Genomic DNA, 25020 nt, shown 5'->3' with positions numbered 1-25020 from the left:
CCTCGGCAGCGTCTTACGCAGTCCAACCTGCCACAGAGCGGCGCTGCATCATCTGCCGGTACTGCTCCGTGGTTGTTGGAAAGTGTTCCCCGGTTCCCCAGTCAAGGATGACTCCGTGTCTACGCACTACGTCCATCGCGTCGATGTCTCCCTGGCGATAGCGCTTGGCCACCAGCGCCGGGTCTTCCTCCATCCACGAGCGGCGAAGCCGACTGATTTCGGCCCGGGTTTTGACCGTGGCGGGGCCATCGATCTCGAAATCGTCAATCTCGGCGTCGTGCTCAACTATGACCACTCCGTAATCCAACTCCGCTCGCTTCACAGAGACATACCCGTCGATGACATCCTCCAGGACCTCTTCTGGAGTACGCTCCAGCGGATCACCGAAGCCGCCCCCGCCTGCGGACGGACGGGTGAAGAAATCTCCTGACTCAACGGGTACCGAAGAAAATACGGCACCGAGGTATTTTTCTCCTTCCCGCCCCTTGTTCAACCAAACTCCGTGCGGAATGGATGGCAACCCGCCGGCAATACCCCAGGTGACGGACCTGGCGCGATCGCAGCAATAGCTCATTACTGCATTTGTGGCATCCATAAGAATCCCGCCCTTCTCCACCCCGACACCGCCGCGGAAACGGCCCGGTCCGCCTGAATCCGTGATCAGCTCATGGTGGGTAGTGAGCACCGGGGTCAACCGCTCCTGGCCCTCGACAGGCTGGACTGCAAGTCCTGCGCCGAAGACGGGTGCCGTGGCTCCTGTTCCGTCCTTGGAGGAGCGCCCGCCCCAGCCGCCTGCCATCCAGTCGTACCACATGAAAAACGGCTTCTCCCGGCTTCGTCCGTCGCGCCCTCCGATGAGAAGGTATTCGAGGTTGAAGGCGCACGCCATGGCCCGTTCCGGCATCACCTGGGACCAGATTTCGAAGATCCCGTTCATCAGTTTTTCGTAAGGTCCCGAACAGAAACCTGTCACCGCGTGCGGCCAACCGGCGTTGACCACTGTGCCTTCCTCGCCGATGTCGGCGGTCACAGCTGCATAAAAGCCTGAATTGAGGGGAACATCGGGAAAAAACGTCTTGGTTCCGGCGTAAATGGCCGAGAATGTGGTGCCGTAACCCGAGTTCAGGAACGTGGACACTACCTCTGCAGACCCCGTCAGATCGTACCGAATGCCGGTCCCGTCCAAGGTCAGCTTTATCTTGATGGGGACCAGGCCCTCGTCCTTACCAGGATCGCTGTCCAGGTAATCCACGGTTTCCCATTCCCCTTGTGGAAGGGACTCCAACTGGCGCAGCACGGTTCTGGTGACGTAGTCCTGGGTTTCTCTCATGGCTTCCAGAACAGTTGCCCGTGAATACCGTTCGACCAGTCGCAGGATCTCACGTTCACATACTGCGGTGGCTTCAGCCTGGGCGTGCAGGTCGCCCATAGCCTGTTCCGGGGCCCTCGTGTTGCCGACGAGCAATCGGGCTACATCCCGCTGAAACGTCCCTCGCGACCAGACCCGTACCGGCGTAATACGGAGGCCTTCGCCAAAATGTTCCTTGGCACTGACGTCAAAGGAGCCAGGTACGGACCCACCAATATCTGCCCAGTGTCCTTTGTTTTGCGCGAAGCCCAGCAGCACATCTTGGGAAAATATCGGGCGGATAAAGCTAACATCGTTGAAGTGCGTGCCTCCCCGGTAGGGGTCATTGACGCAGAACACGTCTCCGGGATTGATGTCGCTGTTGAACTCTTCCAAAACGGACTGACATTGAAAGTGCAGGGTTCCCACGTGCACTGCGATGTCTGCGCTGCCCTGCATAACGGTGTTGCCCTGCGCGTCACACAGGGCGGACGAGAAATCGCGGGAATAGATGACGAAGGAATAGCAGGTGCGCAGAATCTGCTCGCTCATCAGGTCCACGCTGGTAACGAACGCATTCTTCAAGACCTCAAATGTCACCGGATCAAGCGTTCCAACTGGTTCCACAGCGTGTGTTGGTTTCATGTCAGGCCTCCTTCAGATGGATGCGGATGTTGAACCACTCGTCCACTTCGGCCTGGGTACCCGGTGGAATCAGCGTGGTGGAGTCAAGTTGGGAAATAACGGCCGGGCCGATAATCCGGGCTCCCGCAGGTGTTGTGGAACGCTCGTAGACCGGGGTTTGCTGCCAGCCGCCTTCTTCGAAAAAGACGGAGCGAACGGAGAGTGGATCTCCGGGGTCTGCAACCAATTTTTCAGCCCGGCGGAAGGATGGCTTCGGAGTCCGGCCGATCCCGGTGACATGCAACTGATATACCTCCACCGGCTGGTCGTCTTGGCGGAACGCGTATTCCTTCTCGTGTTGTTCGTGGAAGGTCTGCACCGCCTGCGCCAACGCCTCCGGGCCACGGTTCACGGGAACCATGAGCGAACGCCACTGCCCGTGGTAACGCATCGAAATTTTACGTTGGAGGACCGCGTTCTCGGCAGTCACCCGCTCGTGTGCAAGGCGGCCGGCGGCGTCCGCTTCCAGCGCGCCAAAATGCTGTTCGAGGTCCTCGGAATCGATTCGGCCCACAAGCTCCGAGTACATTTCCGACAAGTCGTGGCGGATGTCCACCAGAAGGCATCCCATCGCCGAGGTCACGCCGGGGTTGGGCGGCACAATCACGGTGGGAATACCTAGTTCACGTGCAACTTCCGCCCCGTGCAGGGCTCCGGCACCGCCAAATGCGATTAGGGCAAAATCACGGGGGTCCAACCCCCGGCGGATGGAGACGAGACGGACGGCGTCTGCCATATTTGCGTTGGCGACCTTGAGGATGGCACACGCTGCTTGTTCCGTGCTCATGGCGAGTGGCTTGCCTATGACAGTGTCGATGGCGTCCAGGGCTGCGTCCCTATCCAGGCGTTTTGCGCCCCCTGCCAGATCGCTGCCCAACCGGTTCAACGCAATGTTGGCATCCGTATTGGTGGGCGCAGTGCCGCCGTTGCCGTAGCAGGCAGGTCCGGGATCAGCGCCAGCAGACTGAGGTCCGTTGCGAAGCGACCCTGCGATGTCGATGTGAGCCAGAGACCCGCCGCCGGCACCAATGGTGAGCACCTCAATGCTCGGGAAGATGATCGGATGGCCGTACTCAACCTGCCACTCCTTCGTGGTGCGCAGCTCCCCGTCATTGACCAGGCAGATGTCAGTGGAGGTGCCTCCCATGTCCAATCCCACCGCGTGGGACATGCCGCACTGTTCAGCGATGAACTGGGCGGAGATGGCTCCTGCGGCGATACCGGAGGCCGCCAGACGCACCGGGTACTGCTCGACCATTCGCGGTGTCATCGAGCCGCCTCCTGAGTGGAGGAGCAGCAGGTCGCCCCGATAGCCTCCCTCACGCAGTGCACCGCTCAGTCGATTCACATAGCCGGAGACAAGCGGAGCCAGCACAGCATTCGATACGGCCGTGTTGAACCTGTCATGCTCGAAGATCTCGGGAAGGACTTCAGCAGACGCGGAGATCGTGGCCTCCGGCAGCTCCTCCTCCAGAATCTGCCGCATCCGCCGCTCGTGCGACGGGTTGGCAAAGGAGTTGATGAAGCAGACCGCCACTGTACTAACCTGCCGCCGCCGCAGCACGGCAGCAAGCTTCCGCGCTTCTTCCTCGTCTAGCGGAGTTACTACATTGCCTTCGAAGTCGACACGCTCCCCAACTTCGAAACGGTCGCGCCTCCGGATGTAGGGCCCCGGAACGTCGTCATATGCGTCCCACAGGTTGTCCTTGGTCCCGTCCCTAATCTCGATTACATCGCGGAAACCTCGGGTGGTGACCATAGCTGCTTTGGGAAACCGGCGGGTAATAAGAGCGTTGGTGGCCACCGTAGTTCCGTGGCTAAATAGCGAAACATTGTGAAGGTCTATCTCGCCGCGTTTAATGCCGCTCATCACAGCAGCCATGGGGTCGGCGGGTGTCGATGGAACCTTGGTGACCCTTATAGAGCGGTCATCCTCATTGAAGATGCAGACATCAGTAAATGTCCCTCCCACATCGACGGCCACACGAATTTGACTCAATGTTTTCTCCTCCGGATCGAATCCATCCTTCTACTGTGGTGCCAATCACATAGACTGTCATTGTTCGTTACACAAGATTGGGCCCGACCCTTTTGGACAGGATCCAAATTAAGGACCTTGGAAATTAAGGACCATGGAAGGTTGGGCAGCGGCTTGCACCTTAGCGACCTGGTTGAAGCAGCAGCGTACGGGGCAAATCCACTTGTGAATGGGGGACGCGATCGTGAGCTGCTTGGAACGCACAACTATCGACCGAGAGCGGTGGTTGAGCGACTTGAACCAGGCTTTGTCGTGCTCATGGATGCAGAGCACTTGTTTCCGCTGCCGAGCGCGCCGGGTTGGGCCGATGCCTTGGTCACGCGCTTCAGCGCAGCGGGAGTATCGGCGCTGCTGTACCGGCCAGGAAATGATGGGGAAGGCACGCCGGAACCACTGGTGCAGTCGGCCAGGCTCGCCTGCTTACCGCTCTTTGAGCTTCCAGTCAGCACCACGCTGAGGGAGGTTGAGCAATACGTCTTCATGAGACTGCAGCGTGAGGAACTGATCCAGCTCCAGCGCTTCAACCGGCTTCTGACCAGCCTCCTGGAGGCAGCAGGCAGCCCGGACCCGCTCAACGCCGTCGTTGCCCGTCTTGCTGACGTGGTTAGTGGATCCGCCTTCGTCTACGACCTCTCCGGTAAAATCATCCATTCCGCCGGGACAGGCCCCGCCCGCCTAATCTGGGACGCCCACGCCACGTTGATCACCGAACGTGTTCCCCTTCAAATTGGGCGCTGGACGGCAATGACTCGGCGTGTCGCTCGGGGGCCGGACATTTTTTTGGTGGCAGTCGCGAGCCAGCAGTCACAGCATCTGGCGGAAATCGCCGAGCCTGCTCTGGAAGCCAGTGCCCAACTGTTCAGGACCATCAGCGGAATCAACAGTGCGGCCTGGACTAACCAGCAACATTACGGCCAGTCGCTCCTCTCGCTGCTGCGCAACGGTATTTCGCCCCACCGGGAACGACGGCTACTGGACCAACTCCTTCCCTACGGCTTCCGTACAGGGGACAGTTTCCGGTTCGCTGTCCTGTCTGCAATTGGCGAGCCCTCACTGCGGCGGCACCACGACCTGCTCAGTCTGGGCCTGGAACTGGGGCTTGGGCTCATCGTAGCTGAGCACTACGATGTGGGCGCTAGCCCGGTCATGCACGCACTGGCCACTGAACGCAGCCAGTTGTCCGAATGGTTCAGGGAAGCTGGAGCCAGCCATGTGGTGGGCGCTTCCGAACCGTTTTATACCCTGACAGGTTCCCCGGAGGCGTATCAGGAGGCTGAGACGGCCCGTACGGTCGCCGAGCGCCGGCGGCCTCCGGGCCAAGGCCTCGTAATCCGGATGGAGGATGTCGGGTTGGCTGCATGGCTCAAGGCCCGGAACCCGGGGCCTTCGGTAGCTGACCGTATGGCTCGTCAAACCGCACCGCTGAGGGATCAGCCACAACTGCGGGAAACGCTGGTCCTTTGGTTTGCACACGGTATGGACGTGAGGTCAACGGCACAGGCCATGTTTGTCCATCCCAACAGCATCCGATACCGGCTGCGCCGGTGTGAGGAGCTCTTGGGCAGCTCGCTCCAGTACCCCGAGATGCTGGCTAACGTATATCTGGCGTTGCAGGACGAAGTCCTGACAGCCGAAGCTGACGGCGCCCTCAGCCGCGGCGGCGGGCGGCAAGGCGTTCCAGCAGGTCCTCCTCTGCCCGGATCCCCGGTTTGATTCCGGCGGGGATCCGCAGGAGGAAGACCATGCCCAGGCCCCACCACAGGCCGAAGAGCAGCCACGGGACGGAACCGAGCGCGGCGGGCATTCCCGGCAGATACAGCGACAGCAGCCCCAGGCACAGCACCACTGCGGCGATGCCGATGATGCGCCCGCCGTTGCCGGCGCCGCCGATCCGCAGCGGGCGGTCCATCTTCGGCTCGCTGCGGCGCAGCAGCACGAAGACCAGGGACACCAGCGCGTAGGCAATCACAATGCTGGGGGAACCTGAATCGACCAGCCAGCCCAGCATGTTCTGCCCGAAGAACGGAGCCAGGACGGACAGCCCGCCGATGAAGACCAGGGCATTGACCGGAGTGCGGTACGTGGGATGGAGCTTGCCGAACCACGCCGGCAGCATGCCGGACCGCGCCATGGAGTACATCAGCCGGGAAGCACCGAGCAGAAGCGAGTTCCACGAGGTCAGGATGCCCGCAATGCCGCCGGCAATCAGGACCTTGGCCATGATGTCGCTGCCGAAAAGCTTGCCCATGGCGTCCGCCGTCGCGATGTCCGTTCCCGCCAGCTCGTCAGCGTTCATGGCCGAGGAGGTGGTGAGGATGGTGCCCACGTACCAGGCCGTGGCCAGGGCCACCGCAATGACTACGAGCCGGCCGATCTGGCGGGCCGGAATTTTGGTCTCCTCCGCCGACTGCGGGATGACGTCGAACCCGACGAACATGAACGGCACAACAACCAGCACGGCGAAGAAGCCGCCCATCCCGCCGGTGAAGAACGGTTCCATGTTGGCGGTCGAACCGCCGGTGAAGGAACCGAAAACCAGCATCAGGCCCACGATGAGCAGCAGCAGGACCACAAAGGTTTGGGCAATGCCCGCGTGCCGCACGCCCCGGATGTTGATGGCGGTCACGACGACGGCGGCAACGGCGCCCACCAGCGCCCAGGTCAGGTGGACCTGGTCCCCGGCAACGCTCCACAGCGGCACTGCGTTCAGATCGGGAAAGAGATACGTGGCGGTCCGCGGCAGCGCGACGGCCTCGAACGCCACAATGGTGATGTACCCGCCGGTGATTCCCCAGGAGCCGATGAAGGACCAGCGCGGGCCCATCCCCCGCAGCAGGTAGTTGTGTTCCCCGCCCGCCTTGGGCATGGCCGCTACCAGTTCCGCGTAGGTGAGGCCGACGACGGCCATGATCAGCCCGCCGGTCACCATCGCCAGCACCGCGCCCATGGTTCCCGCCGAGGCTATCCAGTCTCCGGTCAGAACCACCCAGCCGAAGCCGATCATGGCTCCGAAGCCGAGCGCCAGTACGTCCCAGTTGCCCAGGACCTTGAGCAGGGACGGTTCCGACTGCCGGACGGATTCCACTTTTGAACGTGCCATGGGCGTGCCCCTTTAGTTTTGCCGGTGCGAAGTAGGTGGTTTTGGTGCCTTTGGTGCAGGAGTTGCCTGGTGTGGACGGCAGACTACCGCGGGTTTCCGCCGCGCAGATAGACCGTGGTGGTGTGGCTGAAAAATTCCTTCGCCGCTCCGCCCTGCTCCTTCGGTCCGTATCCGGATTTCCGCGCACCGCCGAAAGGCACATGGGGATCGGCACCGGCGGATTCCGAATTCACGTGGAGGATTCCGACGTCGATGCTGTCCACCGCTTCAAGCACCCGGGTGACGTCCTGGGTGAACACTGCGGCGCTGAGCCCGAAGTCGCTCTCATTGGCGAGTTCGAAGGCATTGGCTGTGCCTGAGGCCCGGCGCACCGAGAGCACCGGGCCGAAAAACTCTTCCCGCCAGGCGGTATTGGCGGCACCGGAAGCAGGGTTGCGGGGAAGTTCCAAGATGGTTGCGGGCAGGTAGAAGCCGCCCTCGGGATCGCCGGGGCCCTTGCCCTCATAGGCGAGCGCAGCCCCTTCTTCGACGGCTGCCGAGATTCCCCTGCGCACGCTGTCTGCGGCGCCGGCGCTGATCAGCGGCCCCATGTGCACTCCCGGGTCCGTGGGGTCCCCCACCGCCCAGGCGTCAAGGCGGGTGCGGAGGCGGCCCAGGAACTCGTCCGCCACCTGCTCGTCCACCACGAGACGCGAAGTTGCCGTGCACTTCTGTCCCGTGGAGCGGAACGCACCGAGGACGACCTGTTCCGCTGCCAGGTCCAGATCGGCGTCCTTCAGCACGATGGCTGCGTTTTTTCCGCCCATCTCCGCCTGGACCGGGAGGCCCCGGGAAGCACCTGCGGCCGCGAGGCGGCGCCCGACGGCGGTGGAACCGGTGAAGGTCAGGCCGTCCAGCCGGGGATGTTCCACCAGGGCGGTGCCCAGTTTTCCCGGCCCGATGAGCAGGTTCAGGACGCCCTTCGGCAGTCCGGCGTCCGCGAGGGCCTCAGCCAGCCGCACCGCCAGCAGCGGCACGGTGGACGCAGGTTTCCACACGACGGTGTTGCCGTACACCAGCGCCGGCGCAATCTTCCACGCCGGGATGGCGATGGGAAAGTTGAACGGCGTGACGACACCCACGACGCCGAGCGGCTTGCGGACAACCAGGATGCGCTCACCCCTCCGGGGGGAGGCAAAGACTTCGCCGGCCGCCCGGTCGCCTTCGTTCCCGAAGTACCGCAGGATCTGCGCGGCACGCGCCACTTCGCCCCGGGCCTCGGCGAGTGTTTTTCCCTCCTCCCGGGCCAGTTCGCGGCCCAGGCTTTCCTCTGCCCGCTCCAGCAGGCCGGCTGCCCGGAGCAGGACCGCACCGCGTTCGTGCATCGGGGTACCCGCCCACGCGGCGGCCGCGTCCGAAGCCGCCCGGACGGCGCGGTCCACGTGTTCGGCCGTGGCCTGCAGGCCCTCCGCAACCACTTCGCCGGGACGGGCGGGGTTGGCGGAGGACAGGACGGCCCCGGTGCCCTCCTCCCATGATCCAGCGATGAACTGGCGCAGCTGCACTGCGGGGGCAATGGGCGTCATGGGGGTGTGCTCCTGGTGTTGGACTGCCGGTCAGTGGACAAGATCAGTGGACAAGGGCTCAGCGGACTAGGAATCAGGGGAAGAAATCAGCGGAAGGCGGCAAGGCCGGTGAGGTGCTGGCCCAGAATGAGGGTGTGCACCTCATCGGTGCCTTCATAGGTGCGCACCGACTCGAGGTTGTTGGCGTGCCGCAGGGGCGAGTAGTCCAGGGTGATGCCGTTGCCGCCGAGGATGGTGCGAGCCTCCCGGGCGATGGCGATGGCTTCGCGCACGTTGTTCAGCTTTCCCACCGAAATCTGGTGCGGCTGCAGGGTTCCGGCGTCCTTGAGCCGGCCCAGATGCAGGGCAAGGAGGAACCCCTTGTTGATTTCCAGTGCCATGTCCACGAGCTTCTGCTGGGTGAGCTGGTAGCCGGCGAGCGGTTTGTCGAACTGCAGCCGGTCCTTTGAATAGGCCAGTGCGGCCTCGAAGGAGTCGCGGGCCGCGCCCATGGACCCCCAGATGATTCCGTAGCGGGCCTCGTTCAGGCAGGAGAAGGGACCGCGCAGTCCCCTGGCGCCGGGGAGAACCGCGTCGGCCGGCAGCCGCACGTCGTTAAGCTCAATCTCGCACTGGATGGAGGCGCGCATGGACAGCTTGCCTTCGATCGGAGTGGCGGCAAATCCGGGAGTGTCGGTGGGTACAAGGAATCCGCGGATCCCCTCGTCCGTCTGCGCCCAGATGACTGCCACCGCGGCCACGCTCGCCAGGCCGATCCACCGCTTGGTGCCGTTCAGCACCCAGTCCTCCCCGTCCTGCCGGGCGAAGGTCTTCATGGAGGACGGGTCCGATCCCGCCGTCGGCTCCGTCAGCCCGAAGCAGCCGATGAGCTCCCCGGCCGCCATCCCGGGCAGCCACCTCTGCTTCTGCTCCTCCGACCCCCACTTGTAGATGGCGCTCATGGCCAGGGAGCCCTGCACGGAGACGAAGGTGCGCAGCCCGGAATCTCCGGCTTCGAGCTCGGCGCCCGCCAGTCCGTATTCAACGGCGGAACGGCCGGCGCAGCCGTAGCCGTGCAGGTGCATGCCGAGCAGCCCGAGCCTGCCCATTTCCGGAACGATGTCGAGCGGAAAGTGCGCGTCCTCGAACCAGCGGGCGATGTTGGGCCGGATCTGCTCATTGACGAACCCGCGGACCCGGGAACGCAGGGCGAGTTCATCGGCGGTCAGGAGTGCGTCGAAATTGATCAGGTCGGACGGATCCAGGACCGTCTCTTCGGTTCCGGGCGTGAAAGCGGTGGTCATTGTGGTCCTTCTCGGTGGGTGCGGGTAACGGGGAGGGCCGGAGCTAGGCCGGGGCTAGGCCGGGGCGTCCGACGGTGCGGCGTTCTGCGCCGCGTCGAGGACGGCGCTGCGCAGAACGGCCAGCCCGTCACGCAGCAGCTCCTCGCTCATGACCAGCGGCGGCAGCAGCCGGATGACGTTTCCGTACGTGCCGCAGGTCAGGGTGAGCACTCCCTGTGCATGGCAGGACGCGGAGATGGACTGCGCCAGGTCCGGACGCGGCTGCAAAGTTTCGGGATCGGCGAATTCCAGGGCCAGCATTGCCCCGCGGCCGCGGAACTGGGCCACGACGCCGGTTTGTTCCACCAGCGGCTCCAGCACCTCCCGGGCCGCAGCCTCGATGGCGCGGGCATTGGCGAGGAGCGTGCCGTCCTCGAACTCCTCGAAAACCGCAAGCGCCGCTTCGCAGGCCAGCGGATTTCCGGCATAGGTGCCGCCCAGTCCGCCGGTGTGTACGGCGTTCATAAGCTCCGCCCGTCCCGTCACGGCCGAGAGCGGCAGGCCGCCGGCCAGGGCCTTGGCGGTCAGTGTGATGTCACCGGCCACGCCTTCGTGCTCGCTGGCGAAGAGGGTGCCGGTGCGTCCCATGCCGGCCTGGATCTCATCCATCACCAGCACGATGCCGTGGCGGTCCGCCAGGGTGCGCAGCCCGGACAGGAAACCGGGGGCCGGGACGATGAAGCCGCCTTCCCCCTGGATCGGTTCGACCACCATTGCGGCAAACGATTCCGGGCCGTGCTCCGCCAGGGTGGCCTCGACGGCGGCCAGGGCTGCCGCTGCGGGATCCGCGCCCGCGGCGCCGCCCCCGGGTGCCCGCAGGGGGTTGGCCGAGGCAGCCCGGACAACCTCCGCCGGCAGCGGCCCGAAGTTGAGCCGGTAGGGGTTGACCTTGGCGGTCATCGCCATGGTCAGCAGGCTGCGGCCGTGGTACGCCTCGTCGAACACCAGCACGTTGGCGCGCCCCGTGGCCGCCCGGGCAATCTTGACGGCGTTTTCCACCGCTTCGGCACCGGTGGAGAACAGCGCCGTGCGCTTGTCGAAGGCCCCCGGTGTGTGCCGGTTCAGCCAGCGGCACACTTGGGTGAAGGAGTCGTACTCGGTGACCATGAAACAGGTGTGGGTGAACCGTTCCAGCTGCGCCGCAACGCGCCGGCGGACCCGCGGGTTGGACGCGCCCACGCTGGTCACGGCAATTCCGGAGGCAAAGTCGATGAACCGGTTGCCGTCCACATCCGCGAGGATGCCGCCCTCGGCCCGGTCCACGAAAACGGGCAGGACGGTGCCGAACCCGGCGCTGACCTGCTCCGCACGCTCGGCATGGAGCTGGAGTGAACGGGGACCGGGCACAGCGGTTGCCAGGTGGCGGGACTGGGGAAGCGGGGCCGCGGCAGTGGCGGTATCCATCGGAGTCTCAATCATGGGGTTACGCTACGCAGCGCTGCGACATGCGTCATTGAGCATTCCACCCAATCCGGGCAGCGGTACTGGATGATTTGTCTATGGTTTCGCTTACTGAGCTCAGCAGCACACTGGGCCCGCATCTGGCCTCCGTCTCCGGCCGGCGGCTGACCCAACGGCAGCTGACCGGGGTGCACGTCTCCGAACTGGAGGATCCGACGCCGTATCTGGAGGGCGGGGAACTGCTCCTGACCACGGGCATGCCGCTGGGCGGAACCGCTGCCGCCACCGCGGAATATGTGGCACGACTGCGGAACAAAGGCATCCCCGCACTGGGCATCGGCCTGGGTCCGTGGTTGGAGCAGGTGCCCGAGTATCTGCTGTCCGCCTGCAGCGAGGCAGGCATCGATCTGCTGACCGTGCCCGACGGCGTGCCGTTCCAGAATGTCTCCCGGGCGTTTTGGGGCTTGTCGGTCAAGAGCAGCCAGGCCGGCCTCATGGGCAGCCTGGGCACGCAGACTTCACTGGCGCAGGCGGCCATGCGCCCGGATGCCACGTCCGCCGTCGTACGCGGCCTTGCACAGGCGCTGGGCGGATGGGCTGCGTATCTGCCGGCCGGCCCCGACACCGCCGTCTGCTGGCCGGAGAGCGCTGAAGCGTATCTCCCGCAGCTGCGCGCCGAAACCATCCGGCTCAACCGGACGGGCACCCACACCGCCGCCACCTTCGAGATCCACGGCCAGGCCGTCGTCGAGTATTCCATCGTCGCAACCGGCCGCATTCAGGGATTTTTGGCCGTCGGACCGGGGCGGACACTGACCGCAGCGGACCGGCAGGTAATCCTCACCGTGTGCACCCTGCTGGCGCTCAAAGCGAAGCAGCGGGAGGTGGTTGCCGGAGCGACGTCGGCTCTCGGTTCGGCGGTGGCCAAGCTGGTGCTGCACGGGCACACCGAAGCCGCCCGCATCCTCGCCGAGGATCTCGGGCTGCAGGATCTTCCGCGCAGGGTCCGGGTGTTGGCCCTGTCGGTGCGCCCGGGCGACGACGCCGAAATGCTGATCCGGGCAGCCGGCTCGCTGTCCCCTGATGCCGGTCTGCCGGCGCTGCCGCAGCAGCTGGCCTCGTGCCTGCTCCGGCACGAGGAGGAAGCTGCCCTCTACCTGGTGCTGCCCGAAGAAACAGCGCCGCAGGAACAGGATTCCCCCGACGGGGGCGTCCCCGAAAACCACCCCCGCCTGGCGGGTGCGTTGAGCGAGCCGGTATCCCTGGGCGAGGTTGCGGGGGTCATGCCGGCCCTCCGCCGTGCGCTGCGGCAGGCGCCCGCCGGGTCGCTCGCGGGGACCGGAGGCCCCCACAACCAGCAGGCCCGGGAATGGATCGACACTCTGGCACGGTACCGACGCGCGGACCTGGTGGGAACGGTCGCGGAATACCTGCGCCACCGGGGGCACTGGGAAAATGCGTCGCGCAGCCTCGGCGTGCATCGGAACTCGCTGCGGCACCGCATCGGCATTGCCGGTTCCCTGCTGGGCGTGGATCTGGATGACCCGGATGTTTTTGCGCCGTTGTGGCTGGAACTGCGGCACTACGAGCGCGCCGCGGACGGCAGCTAGCCGTTTGCAGGGCCGCGCAGCCAGCCGGTGACGCTTTCCGTGTGCTCTCCGAGCCGGGGCGGGGCCTCGCCGCGCGGAGCCAGCGGCGGGTTCCACACCGCCGGATGGCGCAGCTGCCGTCCGGTGACCGTCCCCGCGGCGTCCCGCACCTCGATCGTGGGCTCCAGCCCCAGCGACTGCGCGTACGCGATGCCTTCGTCGATGCCTGCCACCCGTCCGGCCGGGACCCCGGCACCAGCCAGCCGGTCCTGCCACTGTGCCGCCGGAGCGGCAGCCAGCAGGGACTCCAGCTGCGTCACCAGGACTTCCCGGTGCTCCACCCGCGCCCTGTTCGTGGCGAAGCGCTCATCCGAGGCCAGTTCCGGGGCGCCCAGCTCCTTGGCCAGCCGCCCGAACTGTCCGTCGTTGCCGCAGGCCACCGCAAGCGGGCCGTCCGCACATTCGAGCAGCTGGTAGGGAACGATCGACGGGTGGGCGTTACCCATCCGGCCCGGCACGATGCCGGCTCCGAGGTACGCCTGCCCCTGGTTGGCCAGGGCGCCCTGCAGGCTGGACAGCAGGTTCACCTGCACGTGGCTGCCGCGGCCGGTGGCCTGCCGTGCGTTCAGCGCCGCCAGCACGGCGATCGCCGCATCCTTGGCCGTCAGCACGTCAACCAGTGCCACTCCTGCCTTGTACGGTGAGCCGCCGGCGTCGCCCGTGATGCTCATGAGCCCGCCCAGGGCCTGGACTATGAAGTCATAACCGGGAATGTCAGATCCGCCGGCGGCACCAAACCCCGAAATGGAGGCGTACACCAGCTGCGGGTTATCCGCGCTCAGGTCGGAATACCCCAGTCCCAGCCGGTCCAGTCCCCCGGGCTTGAAGTTCTCGACCAGCACGTCGGCCCGAAGGGCCAGTTCCCGCGCCAGCGCCAGGTCCTCCGGAGCGGACAAATCCAGGCAGACGGATTCCTTGTTGCGGTTGACGGACTCATAATAGGTGGCCCCCGTTCCGGACCACGGCGGCCCCCAGCTGCGGGTGTCGTCACCGGTTTCCGGACGCTCCACCTTGATCACCCGGGCACCCAGATCCGCCAGCGTCATGGTGCACAGCGGCCCCGCCAGCACCCGAGAGAAATCGGCAACCAGGATGCCGTCCAGCGGCCGCTGTCCGCCGTCGTCGTCCCCGGGTACCTTCTTCGGCGAATCGGACATCATTACCCCTCCGGCGTGGCGCTGGTGCTGCACCCCTGTGCAGCTGACGGCCTTCATCGTAGCCACGAGCCGGGGCGGCAGGGTTGGATGTTCTGACCAGAGGAGGGGATAACCCGCACACCGGGCCGCGCACGCCGGACCGGGGAAAGGAGTTCCCGGACACAGAAAAACCCCCGGAATCACAAGGATTCCGGGGGTTCAGCTGTAGCGGTGGGGAGGCTCGATCTCCCGACCTCACGATTATGAGTCGTGCGCTCTAACCAACTGAGCTACACCGCCAAAAAATGAGTGAAGCCCGCGTCCCTAAATTGGCCTCTGCAAAACAAACAGCCTTAGCAACACGGGCCCTCCCATTGAGAGCCCCGACCGGGAATCGATCCCGGGACCTCCATCTTACCAAGATGGCGCTCTACCACTGAGCTATCGGGGCAACGAGTAAATACTTTACCAGCACTTTTGGAGAACGTGAAATCGGCGAAAAACCGCACCAATAAAGTGATCCGGGCCACTTGGGGAGCGGGCTCCGGGGGCGTCCGCGGAGCACCCTTCCACCCCTCCCCAGGCGGCCGGGCAGGTAAGGACAGACACGGATTATCAGTATGCTTAGGGTACGAGAAAGTAGGCATGGGTGACAGATTCACCGCAGCATCCGGTTGGTGCCCTGATGGGCGGCCGCTACCGCCTGGAACAAAAAATCGGAGCCGGTTCCATGGGGACCGTCTACCGTGCCCGGGACGAATTTCTGGATCGGGACGTGGCAGTCAAGCTGGTCCGCTCCGCAGCAGCCACCCCGGAACAACAGCAGCAGACCGACGCCGAAGCAAAGATCCTGGCCCGTTTGAACCACCACAGCCTGGTCACCCTGCTGGATGCCGGAGCCCACAGCAGCGGCACCGGGGAGCAGCAGGTCTATCTGGTGATGGAACTGGTGGACGGGTCTGACCTGCGCGCCCGGCTGCAGGACGGCCCGCTGATGGCCCGCCAGGTGGCCCAGCTGGGTTATGACCTGGCGGTCGGCCTGGATTACATGCACGGCGCCGGCGTTGTGCACCGGGACGTCAAGCCGGCCAACATCATGCTTTTCGACTACAGGCGGGACGAAACCCGGCTGCGCGCCAAGCTCACCGACTTCGGCGTCGCGCTGATCGCCGGCGACCCGCAGCAACAGAGCGGAACGTTCACCGGAACGGCCGCCTACATGAGCCCGGAGCAGGCCCGCGGGGACGCCGTCGGGACCCCGAGTGACATCTATTCGCTGGGCCTGGTGCTGCTGCAGTGCCTGACAGGCGTGCAGGCCTACCCCGGCCCCGCGCTGGAGAGTGCCGTTGCACGCCTTCTGCGGCCCCCTGCCATCCCCGCAGACATGGAGGAGGGGTTCCGGGTCCTCCTGCAGGACATGACCGCCCTGGAGCCTCGGGAGCGGCCCTCCGCCCACGAAGCGTCGCTGGCACTGTTCGAACTGGCGGTTGCACCCCGGGCAAGGCACCGGGTAACTCCGCCGTTGATCCCGGCAGATGAGGCGCAGCGGATGGAAGCGGTCCGCCGCTACAACCTGCTGGACACCCCGCCGGACGGTTCCTTTGACCGGATCACGGCCCTGGCCGCACGGCTGTTCTCGGTCCCGGTGGCAATCGTGAGCGTCGTGGACACCGACCGCATCTGGTTCAAGTCCCACCACGGCACCGATGTCCAGCAGATCGGGCGGGATCCGGGGCTGTGCGCCTCGGCCATCCTGCAGGACGACGCCTGGGTGGTGTCCGACGCGCGGGCTGACCCCAGGACGCTGGCCAATCCCCTGGTAGCCGGCGAGTTTGGCCTGCAGTTCTATGCGGGGGTGCCGCTGCGGACCCGCGACGGGCACAACCTCGGCACGCTGTGCATCCTGGACCGGGAGCCCCGCGACGTCACGGACAGCGACGTGCGCACGCTTGAGGACCTCGCCGCGATCGTCATGAATGACCTGGAACTCAGGCTTGAGGGGCAGCGCACGCTCTCCGTTTCCTAGCCCCCGCAGGTTTAGCCGGCAGGTTTAGCCGGCAGCGCGGCAGGCTCAACCGGCAGCACAAAAAAGGAAGGGCGCCTTACGGATTTCTCCGTAAGGCGCCCTTCCTCTGTCTACTGCTTAGTCGCGGAAACGCGGCTGGCGGGTACCGGCAGGCTTGAAGCCGCCGCGGTCGCCTTCGCGCTTCTTGAAACCGCCGCGGTCGCTGCCGCGGTCGCTGGCGCTGCGGTCACCGAAGGAACGCTCGCCGTCGCGCTTCTTGAAATCCTTCTTGAAGCCGCCGCGGTCGCCGCGGTCGTTGAAGCCGCCGCTTTCGCGCTCGCGGGCCGGCTTGCGGCCGTTGTCCAGCTCGAGGTGGATCAGCTCGCCGCCGATCCGGGTGCGGGACAGGGCACGCAGCTGATCCTGGCTCAGGTCGGCCGGGAGCTCAACGAGCGTGTGGTCGGCGCGGATGTCGATGCCGCCGATCTGCGCGGAGGAGAGTCCGCCTTCATTGGCAATGGCGCCAACAATGGAGCCGGGCATGACGCGCTGGCGGCGGCCGACGGCGATGCGGTACGTTGCATTGCCTTCGGTCAGCGGGCGTGTCGGGCCGCGGGAGCCGTTGCCGTCATTGCGGCCTTCGGAGCGCTCGCGCTGGCGGGCCGGTGCCTGCGGAATTTCTTCCATCAGCAGCGGGCGGCCGCCCTGGGCCATGACGGCCAGTGCAGCGGCAACTTCCTCGGCGGTGACATCGTGCTCGGCCAGGTAGTTCGTGACCAGGTCGCGGAAGACCGAGACATCCTCGGATGCCAGGGTTTCGGTGATCTGCTCGGAGAACTTCGCCAGGCGCTTGTTGTTGACGATGTCGATGCTCGGAAGCTGCATGTGCTCAACCGGCTGGCGGGTGGCCTTCTCGATGGCCCGCAGCAGGTACTTCTCACGCGGGGTCATGAAGAGGATCGCGTCGCCGGTGCGTCCTGCGCGGCCGGTACGGCCGATGCGGTGGACGTAGGACTCCGTGTCATGCGGGATGTCGTAGTTGATGACGTGGCTGATGCGCTCAACGTCAAGACCGCGGGCGGCGACGTCGGTGGCAACCAGGATGTCGATCTTGCCGCTGCGCAGGGCCTCGACGGTGCGCTCGCGCTGCTGCTGCGGGATGTCACCGTTGATTGCTGCGGCCTGGTAGCCGCGGGCCTTGAGCTTGTCAGCCAGGTCCTCGGTTGCCATCTTGGTGCGGACGAAGGCGATAACGCCGTCGTAGTCTTCGCTTTCCAGGATGCGGGTCATCGCGTCCAGCTTGTGCGGGCCCATGACCTGCACGTAGCGCTGGCGGGTGTTCGCACCGGTGGTCGTCTTGGACTTGACCGTGATTTCCGCCGGGTTGTTCAGGTACTTCTTGGCGATCTTGCGGATTGCGCCGGGCATGGTGGCGGAGAACAGTGCCACCTGCTTGTCGGCGGGCGTGGTCGCCAGGATCTGCTCAACGTCTTCGGCGAAGCCCATGCGGAGCATTTCGTCGGCCTCGTCCAGCACCAGGTACTGCAGGTTGGAGAGGTCGAGGGAACCCTTGGAGATGTGGTCGATGACGCGGCCCGGGGTACCGACTACAACCTGGGCGCCGCGGCGCAGGCCGGCGAGCTGGGGTCCGTAAGCGGATCCGCCGTAGACCGGCAGGACGGTGAAGTTGTCCATGTGCTTGGCGTAGGAAGCGAAGGCTTCAGCGGACTGGAGTGCCAGTTCGCGGGTCGGGGCCAGCACGAGGATCTGGGTGTCCTTGGTGGCGGGCAGGCCGGCCATCAGGGACAGGGCGGGGACCGCAAAGGCGGCGGTCTTGCCGGTTCCGGTCTGCGCCAGGCCGACGACGTCGCGGCCTTCAAGCAGGAGGGGAATGGTGGCGGCCTGGATCGGGGAAGGCTTTTCGTAGCCTACGTCCACCAGTGCCTGCAGAACGCGCGGGTCCAGACCGAAGTCGGTGAAGAGAACCTGGTTCTCTTCGACTGCTTCGGGAGCGGCGGTTGCTGCGGTTTCGGTGTTTTCTACAGAGTCAAGCAAAAGAAATAATCCTCATTCATTGGGACCGCGCGGCCGGAAGGCCGCAGGACGTAAGTCCGGCGCTATTGCAATCCCATGGCAGGACTTTCCGTCACAGCTGTAGACCGATTTCACTGGATTGTGACGTAGGCCGGTGTGACGATTTCTTTGCCGGCGCTCCCAAAAGATGAATCTGCCCGCATTCGAAAACGCGAGCCCCAACACAACGTACCTGGCGATTGGAAACCGCAGGAAAATAAGGGAATACCGGAGTGGGGGATGTTTCAAGTGTACGGCATGCGGGGACCGCGCGGTCCATACCGGGCGGTGAGCTTGGGCACAGCGGGCCACATCCGGTGTTTGGGCGGGCCCGGAGCCTCAGCTGCCGGCGGCCGGCTCCCGTGCCTTCAGGGTCCGCAGCACTTTCTGGATTTCCGGTGACAGGCTGATCTCCCCCGCAGCCTCTGCTGCGGTCAGCAGATGCGTCTGGTCCGGGGACAGGCCGCGGAACACGTCACCCGAGGTCACCCCGTGGCCGGGCCGGTAAATGACGGACACACTGTCGCCGGCGGAAACGGTGCCGTTGCGCAGAACCCGCAAATACGTTCCGGTGCGGCCGGCTTCGGTAAACCGGATAACCCAGCGCGGCTGATGCATGCGGGCGGCAAAATTACGGCAGGGGGTCCGTGGGCAGGTCACTTCCAGCACGGTTTTCTCGCCGATCTGCCAGCGTTCGCCGATGACTGCCTCCGAAACGGGCAGGCCGGCGATGCGCAGGTTTTCGCCGAAGAGACCCGGCGGGATCCCGGATTCCAGTTCCGCCGCCCAGTAATCGGCGTCCTCCTGGGAATAGGCGTAAACGGCCTTCGACTCCCCGCCGTGATGCTTGCGGCTGGCCTGCACGTCTCCGTTCAGTCCTAGCGCGTGCACCTTGACCGGGCCGTCGACCGGACGCTTGTCGATCGCGGTAACGCCCGTGGAGTCGGTGGTGGGCAGCAGTTGGTGGACGCGGCAGACCGCCAGCAGGGTTCCGGAGCTCATGCGCACCATCCTACGGTTGAACGTGCCTGAGGCCAGCCTGCTGGATTCCCGCCTGTTCCGGCTGCTTCCACCAGCGCGGCGGACGGTTCTTCCACAGGACGGCGGCCCACCAGCCCATCAGCGCAAGGCCCCAGAAGACACCGACACTGGAGGCCATGAGCCATGGTGCCGGCTGCTGGGAATCAAGATTGGGGGCGCCCATGAGCCAGCCGATGGACTTGGGCGAGAGCAGGAAAACCACGACGGCGGATACCAGCAGGGCGATTCCGGCTTTCCGCAGGCCCGTGCCCTTCGCAGTGAGCTCAGCAATATTCCGGCCGAGAACCGGAATGAAGAGGGCCACCCACACCCAGTGGTGCGACCAGGACACCGGGGAGATCAGCAGCATCAGCAGCGCGGTCGCTGCCAGAGCCGTGAACCAGTCGCTGCGGTTGCCGGCCAGGCGGATGATGACTGCGGCCGCCGCAACGCACACCAGCGACAGCAGCAGCCAGGGCAGGTCCACCGGGAAGTCCGGGCCGGTGAAATGCAGGATGGCCCCCTTGATGCCCAGGTTGTCCACGTAGCCCGCGCCGCCGATCCGCGAGGTGTCGGGAAGCAGGTCCAGCCAGTAGGTCCGTGATTCGCGCGGCAGGATGAGGAAGCCCAGTGCGAAGGTGGCCAGGAACCCAACGGTCATGTTCCGCAGGCCGCGCCAGTCTCCGCGGGCAAGGAAATAGAGGCCAAAAACCAGCGGGGTCAGCTTCAGTCCGGCGGCAACTCCGGTCAGGAGCCCGGTGGGCCAGCTGTCCCGCTTGATCAGGAAGTCGGCAAGGATCAGGCCGAACAACAGGATGTTGATCTGGCCGAAAGCCATGGTTTCCCGCCAGGGACCCAGGAGCAGCACAAAACCGACGCCGGCCAGGGCCAGCGGACGCAGCCGGGGATCTGTCAGGACGGCCTGCACGCTGCGCTTTCCGAAGGCATGGCGCACGCCGAGCACTGCTGTGGCGGCGGCGATCAGCACTGAGATCCCGGTGAAAATATTCAGGCCAAGGTTCTGCCCGAAGGGCGCAAGGACCGCGAACATCAGCGCCGAGAACGGCGGATAGGTGAAGAGGAGGCTGCTGCCCTCGCGGTACTGCAGCTCCTTCGTGTACAGCTGGCCGCCGGCGTCGATAACGCTCTGGCCGCCGGAGAGGTAGACGCTGAAATCCAGCCCGTGCCGAGGTGAAATAACAAACGCCGCGGTGACCATGACTGCTGCGGCAACAAGAGCTGCCAGAGTCGCTGCCAGCCGGACCATCCCGGATCGGGTCTTCAGGCCCATGATTCTCCCTGCACTACAGCCAGCTCAGATTATTTACTTGTGCAAGTCTACCGGCGGGGCGTGCCTGCCCGGCCTGCCGGCGGTGCAGGATAGGCTGGGCGCACCCGATCAGACCCCGGAAGGTTGCTCATGCCCGCACCCGTTTTGGCCATTATTAACGCCCGCATTGTCCCCGTCACCGCACCGCCCTTCACCGGGACGCTCCTGGTGGCGGACGGCCGGATCGCGGAGCTCGGCCCCGACGTGAGGGTGCCGGAGGACGCCGAGGTCCTCGACGCCGGCGGCAAGTGGCTGCTGCCCGGGCTGGTGGACGCCCATACCCATCTGGGCGTCCATGAGGAGGGTGAAGGCTGGGCCGGCAATGACACCAATGAAATGACCGATCCCGTGATGGCGGGAGTGCGGGCGATAGACGGCGTGAACCCCGAGGACGCGGGCTTCGACGATGCCCTCGCCGGCGGCGTTACCGCCGTGAACATCAACCCCGGCTCCGGCAATCCCATCGGCGGCCTCGCCGTTGCCCTGCACACCCACGGCCGGTACGTGGAGGAAATGGTCCTCCGCTCCCCCAGCGGCCTGAAGTCCGCCCTCGGCGAGAATCCCAAGCGGGTCTACAGCGACAAGAAGCAAACTCCTTCCACCCGGCTGGGCACCGCACTGGTCATCCGCAAGGCGTTCATGGACGCGCAGAACTACATGGGCAAGGACGACGACGACGCCCGCGACCCGCAGCTCGACGCCCTCGCCATGGTGCTGCGCCGGGAAATTCCGTGGCGCCAGCACGCCCACCGCGCCGACGACATCGGCACCGCCCTGCGCCTGGCCGATGAATTCGGCTACGACCTGGTCCTGGACCACGGCACCGAGGCGCATCTGCTGGCCGATGTGCTGGCCGAGCGCGGCGTGCCGGTCCTGATCGGCCCGCTGTTCACCACCCGTTCCAAGGTGGAGCTGCGCCGCCGCAGTTTGGAAAACCCGGGCAAGCTGGCCGATGCCGGCGTGGAAATCTCCATCATCACCGACCACCCCGTGGTGCCGATCAACTTCCTCATCTACCAGGCCGCCCTGGCGATGAAGGAAGGACTGGACCGGGAAACAGCGCTGCGTTCCGTCACCATTAACCCGGCCCGGGTCCTGGGACTGGGCGACCGGATCGGGTCGCTGGAACCCGGCAAGGACGCCGACGTAGTGCTCTGGAGCGGTGATCCGCTGGATGTCATGCAGCGGGCGCTGACGGTGTGGATCGGAGGCCGGGAGGTTTACCGCTACGACACCGAAACCCGGACGCCCGTGGTGGCTGACCGCCGGTGACCCGCCCTGTACGACGCCGCCCGGCAGGCGGCACCCCGCGGCCGCCGCTGCCCGGCATCATGCGTGCGGCGTCCGCCGCCTGGCTCGCCGCCGCCGCACTGGTGGCGGTGGCCGGAGCATCCTTCATTGTTTCCGCCGGCACCCAGCACCGCGACGGAGCCGCGCTGACGGCGCTGGGGGCCGTGGTCCTGGCTGTGGCGGCGGTGATCGGGTTCTGTGTTCTGCGGCTGCGGGCCGGGAAGCGCAGCGCGCGGGAAACCCTCACCACGGTGGGGGTCATTGTCGGAATCCCACTGCTGTTCCGCGGCCCGGCGCTGATTGCCGTCGGCCTGGTGCTGCTGGTGTGTGTGCTGCTGCTCTGGCTTCCGCAGAGCAGCAGGTTCTTCCAGGAGCGTGAGCCCAAGGCCCGGCGGCGCTTCTTCGGCCGCCGCTAGAAGCAGCCGGGCAACCGAAGAAGCTCCTGCTACAGCCGGCCCAGGGCCTGCTCCAGATCGGCAATCAGGTCTTCGAGATCCTCGATCCCCACGGAAAGGCGCAGCAGGTTCTCCGGCACGGCCAGTTCGGTGCCCTTCACGGAGGCGTGCGTCATCTCGGACGGGTAGTTCATCAGGGACTCCACCCCGCCCAGGGACTCGGCCAGCGTGAACACGCGGGTGGACTCCGCGACCGTGCGAGCCGCGGCTTCCCCGCCCTTGAAGGACACGGAGACCATCCCGCCGAAGTCCTTCATCTGGGCCTTGGCGAGGTCATGGCCGGGGTGGTCTTCCAGCCCCGGGTAGAGCACGTTCTCCACGGCCGGCTGGTCCTGCAGCCACCGGGCCACGGCCATCGCGTTGGAGGAGTGCCGGTCCATCCGTACGCCAAGGGTCTTCAGTCCCCGCGTGGTCAGCCAGGCTTCCATCGGAGCGGACACCGCGCCTACGGCGAACTGGATGAACCCGATCTTCTCTGCGGCGTCGCCGTCGTTCAGGATTACCGCACCGCCCACCGCGTCCGAGTGCCCGCCGATGTACTTGGTGGTGGAGTGCACCACGATGTCCGCGCCCAGGGACAGCGGCTGCTGCAGGTACGGCGAGGCGAACGTGTTGTCCACCACCAGCCAGGCCCCGGCGTCGTGCGCGGCCTGCGCAACCGCTGCGATGTCGGAGATCTTCATCATCGGGTTCGACGGCGTTTCCAGCCACACCATCTTGGTGTTGCCGGCGGCGATGGCTGCAGTGAGGGCTCCGACGTCGGACATGTCCACTGCCGCGTTGGTGATGCCCCAGCCGGCCAGGACCCTGTTGATCAGCCGGTAGGTGCCGCCGTAGGCGTCGTTGCCGAGCACAATGTGGTCACCCGGCGCGAGCAGCGCACGGATGAGCGCGTCCTCGGCCGCGAGGCCGGAGCTGAAGGAATAGGCGTGCGCCCCGCCCTCAAGCGCGGCGAGCTGCTTCTGCAGTGCGTCGCGGGTGGGATTGGTGCCGCGGCCGTATTCATAGCCGTTGCGCAACTTGCCGATGCCGTCCTGCGCGTAGGTGGTGCTTTGGTACAGCGCGGGAATCACTGCGCCGGTGGTCGGATCGGGAGTCTGGCCCGCATGGATGGCGCGGGTGTTAAAGCCTTCACTCATGGTTTGCTCCTTGCTTGCTGCTGGCTTGGTGCTTGCTCGGTGGCTGCTCGGTGGCTGCTCGGTGCGCCGGCTAGATGCTCATGTAGGACAGCAGGTCATGCCGCGTCAGTATTCCCACGGGAGCACCGTCGGAGGTGACCATGACGGCGTCGTGCTCCTGCAGTTTCTCCTTGGCCGCGGCCACCGAGTCCCCGGCACCGACCATGGCCGGCTGCGGGCCCATATGTTCGGAAATGCTGTCCGTGGGCTTGGCCTCGCCGCGGAACAGTTTTTCCGTCAGCGAGCGCTCGTCGGCCGAGCCGAGGACCTCGCCGATGCGAACCGGCGGCTCCTGGGACAGCACCGGGATGCAGGGAACCCCGTATTCGTTGAGGATGTTGATGACGTCCAGCACCGTCTCGTTCGGATGCGTGTGCACCAGGTCCGGCAGGGAGCCGTCCTTGGTGGCCAGGACGTCGCGCACCGCGGACTCCTGTTCGGGCCCCTGGAGGAAGCCGTAGGAACGCATCCACTCGTCATTGAAGATCTTGCCCATGTACCCGCGTCCGCTGTCCGGCAGCAGGACCACGACGACGTCGTCTGGCCCCAGGTCCCGGGCCGCCCGCAGCGCAGCCACTACAGCCATGCCGGAGGAACCGCCCACCAGCAGGCCCTCCTCGCGGGCCAGGCGGCGGGTCATCGCGAAGGACTCCGTGTCATTGACGGCAACAACTTCGTCCGGGACGGAGGGATCATAGTTGTCCGGCCACATGTCCTCCCCCACGCCCTCCACAAAGTAGGGGCGTCCGGTGCCGCCGGAATAGACCGATCCCTCCGGGTCCGCGGCAATAATGCGGACGGGTCCGGACGGGCGGTCCGCTGAGACTTCCTTCAGGTAACGTCCGGTTCCGGTGATGGTGCCGCCGGTGCCGGCGCAGGCCACAAAGTGGGTCACCCGTCCGTCCGTGTCCTGCCAGGCCTCCGGTCCGGTGGTCTCGTAGTGGCTCGCCGGAGCTGCGGGGTTGGAGAACTGGTCCGGCTTGTACGCGCCGGGGATCTCCCGCACCAGGCGGTCCGAGACCCCGTAGTAGGAGTCGGGGCTTTCCGGAGCAACCGCCGTCGGCGTCACCACCACTTCGGCGCCGTAGGCCCGCAGCACGTCGCGCTTTTCCAGTCCCACCTTGTCCGGAGTGACAAAAATACAGCGGTAGCCCTTCTGCTGGGCCACGAGGGCGAGCCCGACGCCGGTGTTGCCGCTGGTGGGCTCGATGATGGTGCCGCCGGGCTTCAGTTTGCCCTCGCGTTCGGCCGCCTCAATCATCCGAACTGCAATGCGGTCCTTGATCGATCCGCCCGGGTTGAGGTACTCCAGCTTCACCAGCACGGTGGCCGCCAGACCGTCGGTGACGTTGTGCAGCTTCACCAGCGGAGTCTTGCCGATCAGGTCCAGGACAGTCTCTGCATACTTCATGTGCAACACGTTACT

General features: G+C 65.6%; 17 protein-coding genes and 2 tRNA genes. 5 read left to right on the top strand and 14 right to left on the bottom strand.

What is annotated here, in order from left to right:
* Positions 1–13: 13 nt before the first annotated feature.
* Both WKB88_RS04285 and WKB88_RS04280 read right to left on the bottom strand, forming a co-directional pair.
* Positions 14–1993, bottom strand: a complete 1980-nt coding sequence (locus WKB88_RS04285; RefSeq protein WP_341393329.1) for a hydantoinase B/oxoprolinase family protein — start codon at positions 1991–1993, stop codon at positions 14–16.
* Position 1994: 1 nt separating this feature from the next.
* A complete protein-coding gene (locus WKB88_RS04280) occupies positions 1995–4031 on the bottom strand; it encodes a hydantoinase/oxoprolinase family protein (protein ID WP_341393328.1) in 2037 nt (678 codons plus the stop codon).
* 261 nt (positions 4032–4292) lie between these two features.
* On the opposite strand from WKB88_RS04280, the gene WKB88_RS04275 reads away from it, so the two are divergent.
* Positions 4293–5783: a helix-turn-helix domain-containing protein gene (locus tag WKB88_RS04275; RefSeq protein WP_341393327.1), complete on the top strand. Its 1491-nt coding sequence runs from the start codon at positions 4293–4295 to the stop codon at positions 5781–5783.
* Here the strand turns inward: WKB88_RS04275 and WKB88_RS04270 are convergent.
* The 4 genes from WKB88_RS04270 to WKB88_RS04255 form a co-directional block, all read right to left on the bottom strand.
* Positions 5719–7170, bottom strand: coding sequence for an APC family permease (locus tag WKB88_RS04270; RefSeq protein WP_341393326.1), 1452 nt, complete (start codon positions 7168–7170; stop codon positions 5719–5721). The genes WKB88_RS04275 and WKB88_RS04270 overlap by 65 nt on opposite strands.
* An 83-nt stretch (positions 7171–7253) precedes the next feature.
* On the bottom strand, positions 7254–8735 hold the full coding sequence (locus WKB88_RS04265) for an aldehyde dehydrogenase family protein (protein WP_341393325.1): 1482 nt from the start codon (positions 8733–8735) through the stop codon (positions 7254–7256).
* An 86-nt stretch (positions 8736–8821) separates the two neighbouring features.
* On the bottom strand, positions 8822–10018 hold the full coding sequence (locus WKB88_RS04260; RefSeq protein WP_341393324.1) for an acyl-CoA dehydrogenase family protein: 1197 nt from the start codon (positions 10016–10018) through the stop codon (positions 8822–8824).
* Between the two features lie 54 nt (positions 10019–10072).
* The gene (locus WKB88_RS04255) at positions 10073–11476 is read right to left on the bottom strand and encodes an aminotransferase class III-fold pyridoxal phosphate-dependent enzyme (protein ID WP_341393323.1); all 1404 of its coding nucleotides are present in this window, start codon (positions 11474–11476) and stop codon (positions 10073–10075) included.
* Positions 11477–11556: 80 nt separating this feature from the next.
* Here WKB88_RS04255 and WKB88_RS04250 point away from each other — a divergent pair, with 80 nt between their 5' ends.
* Positions 11557–13068, top strand: a complete 1512-nt coding sequence (locus WKB88_RS04250) for a PucR family transcriptional regulator (protein ID WP_341393322.1) — start codon at positions 11557–11559, stop codon at positions 13066–13068.
* On the opposite strand, the gene WKB88_RS04245 is transcribed toward WKB88_RS04250, so the two are convergent.
* The 3 genes from WKB88_RS04245 to WKB88_RS04235 form a co-directional block, all read right to left on the bottom strand.
* Entirely contained in the window at positions 13065–14264 is a 1200-nt protein-coding gene (locus tag WKB88_RS04245) for a CaiB/BaiF CoA transferase family protein (protein ID WP_341393732.1), read from the bottom strand. The genes WKB88_RS04250 and WKB88_RS04245 overlap by 4 nt on opposite strands.
* Before the next feature lie 205 nt (positions 14265–14469).
* A tRNA-Met gene (locus WKB88_RS04240) sits at positions 14470–14543 on the bottom strand.
* A gap of 79 nt (positions 14544–14622) precedes the next feature.
* A tRNA-Thr gene (locus tag WKB88_RS04235) sits at positions 14623–14694 on the bottom strand.
* Between the two features lie 198 nt (positions 14695–14892).
* On the opposite strand from WKB88_RS04235, the gene WKB88_RS04230 reads away from it, so the two are divergent.
* Positions 14893–16269 (top strand): protein kinase domain-containing protein, encoded by a 1377-nt coding sequence (locus tag WKB88_RS04230; RefSeq protein WP_341393321.1) that lies wholly within the window; start codon positions 14893–14895, stop codon positions 16267–16269.
* A gap of 117 nt (positions 16270–16386) precedes the next feature.
* On the opposite strand, the gene WKB88_RS04225 is transcribed toward WKB88_RS04230, so the two are convergent.
* The 3 genes from WKB88_RS04225 to WKB88_RS04215 form a co-directional block, all read right to left on the bottom strand.
* Positions 16387–18303 carry a DEAD/DEAH box helicase gene (locus WKB88_RS04225; RefSeq protein ID WP_341393320.1) on the bottom strand — a complete coding sequence of 639 codons (1917 nt, stop codon included), beginning with the start codon at positions 18301–18303 and terminating at the stop codon, positions 16387–16389.
* 357 nt (positions 18304–18660) lie between these two features.
* A complete protein-coding gene (locus WKB88_RS04220) occupies positions 18661–19323 on the bottom strand; it encodes an MOSC domain-containing protein (RefSeq protein WP_341393319.1) in 663 nt (220 codons plus the stop codon).
* 10 nt (positions 19324–19333) lie between these two features.
* Positions 19334–20632: a glycosyltransferase 87 family protein gene (locus tag WKB88_RS04215; RefSeq protein WP_341393318.1), complete on the bottom strand. Its 1299-nt coding sequence runs from the start codon at positions 20630–20632 to the stop codon at positions 19334–19336.
* 129 nt (positions 20633–20761) lie between these two features.
* Between WKB88_RS04215 and WKB88_RS04210 the strand changes: the two genes are divergently transcribed.
* Positions 20762–21943, top strand: a complete 1182-nt coding sequence (locus WKB88_RS04210) for an amidohydrolase (RefSeq protein ID WP_341393317.1) — start codon at positions 20762–20764, stop codon at positions 21941–21943.
* The gene (locus tag WKB88_RS04205; protein ID WP_341393316.1) at positions 21940–22377 is read left to right on the top strand and encodes a hypothetical protein; all 438 of its coding nucleotides are present in this window, start codon (positions 21940–21942) and stop codon (positions 22375–22377) included. Before WKB88_RS04210 ends, WKB88_RS04205 begins: the two co-directional genes overlap by 4 nt.
* 29 nt (positions 22378–22406) lie before the next feature.
* Here WKB88_RS04205 and WKB88_RS04200 read toward each other — a convergent pair whose 3' ends face one another.
* Together WKB88_RS04200 and WKB88_RS04195 are read right to left on the bottom strand one after the other, a co-directional pair.
* A complete protein-coding gene (locus WKB88_RS04200) occupies positions 22407–23555 on the bottom strand; it encodes a cystathionine gamma-synthase (RefSeq protein WP_341393315.1) in 1149 nt (382 codons plus the stop codon).
* 70 nt (positions 23556–23625) lie between these two features.
* On the bottom strand, positions 23626–25005 hold the full coding sequence (locus WKB88_RS04195; protein ID WP_341393314.1) for a cystathionine beta-synthase: 1380 nt from the start codon (positions 25003–25005) through the stop codon (positions 23626–23628).
* Positions 25006–25020: the final 15 nt, after the last annotated feature.

The organism is Arthrobacter sp. G119Y2 (assembly GCF_038069765.1).
Taxonomy (GTDB): domain Bacteria; phylum Actinomycetota; class Actinomycetes; order Actinomycetales; family Micrococcaceae; genus Arthrobacter_B.
Note: the sequence above shows the minus strand (reverse complement) of the source record. Positions and strands in the feature narration are given on the sequence as shown.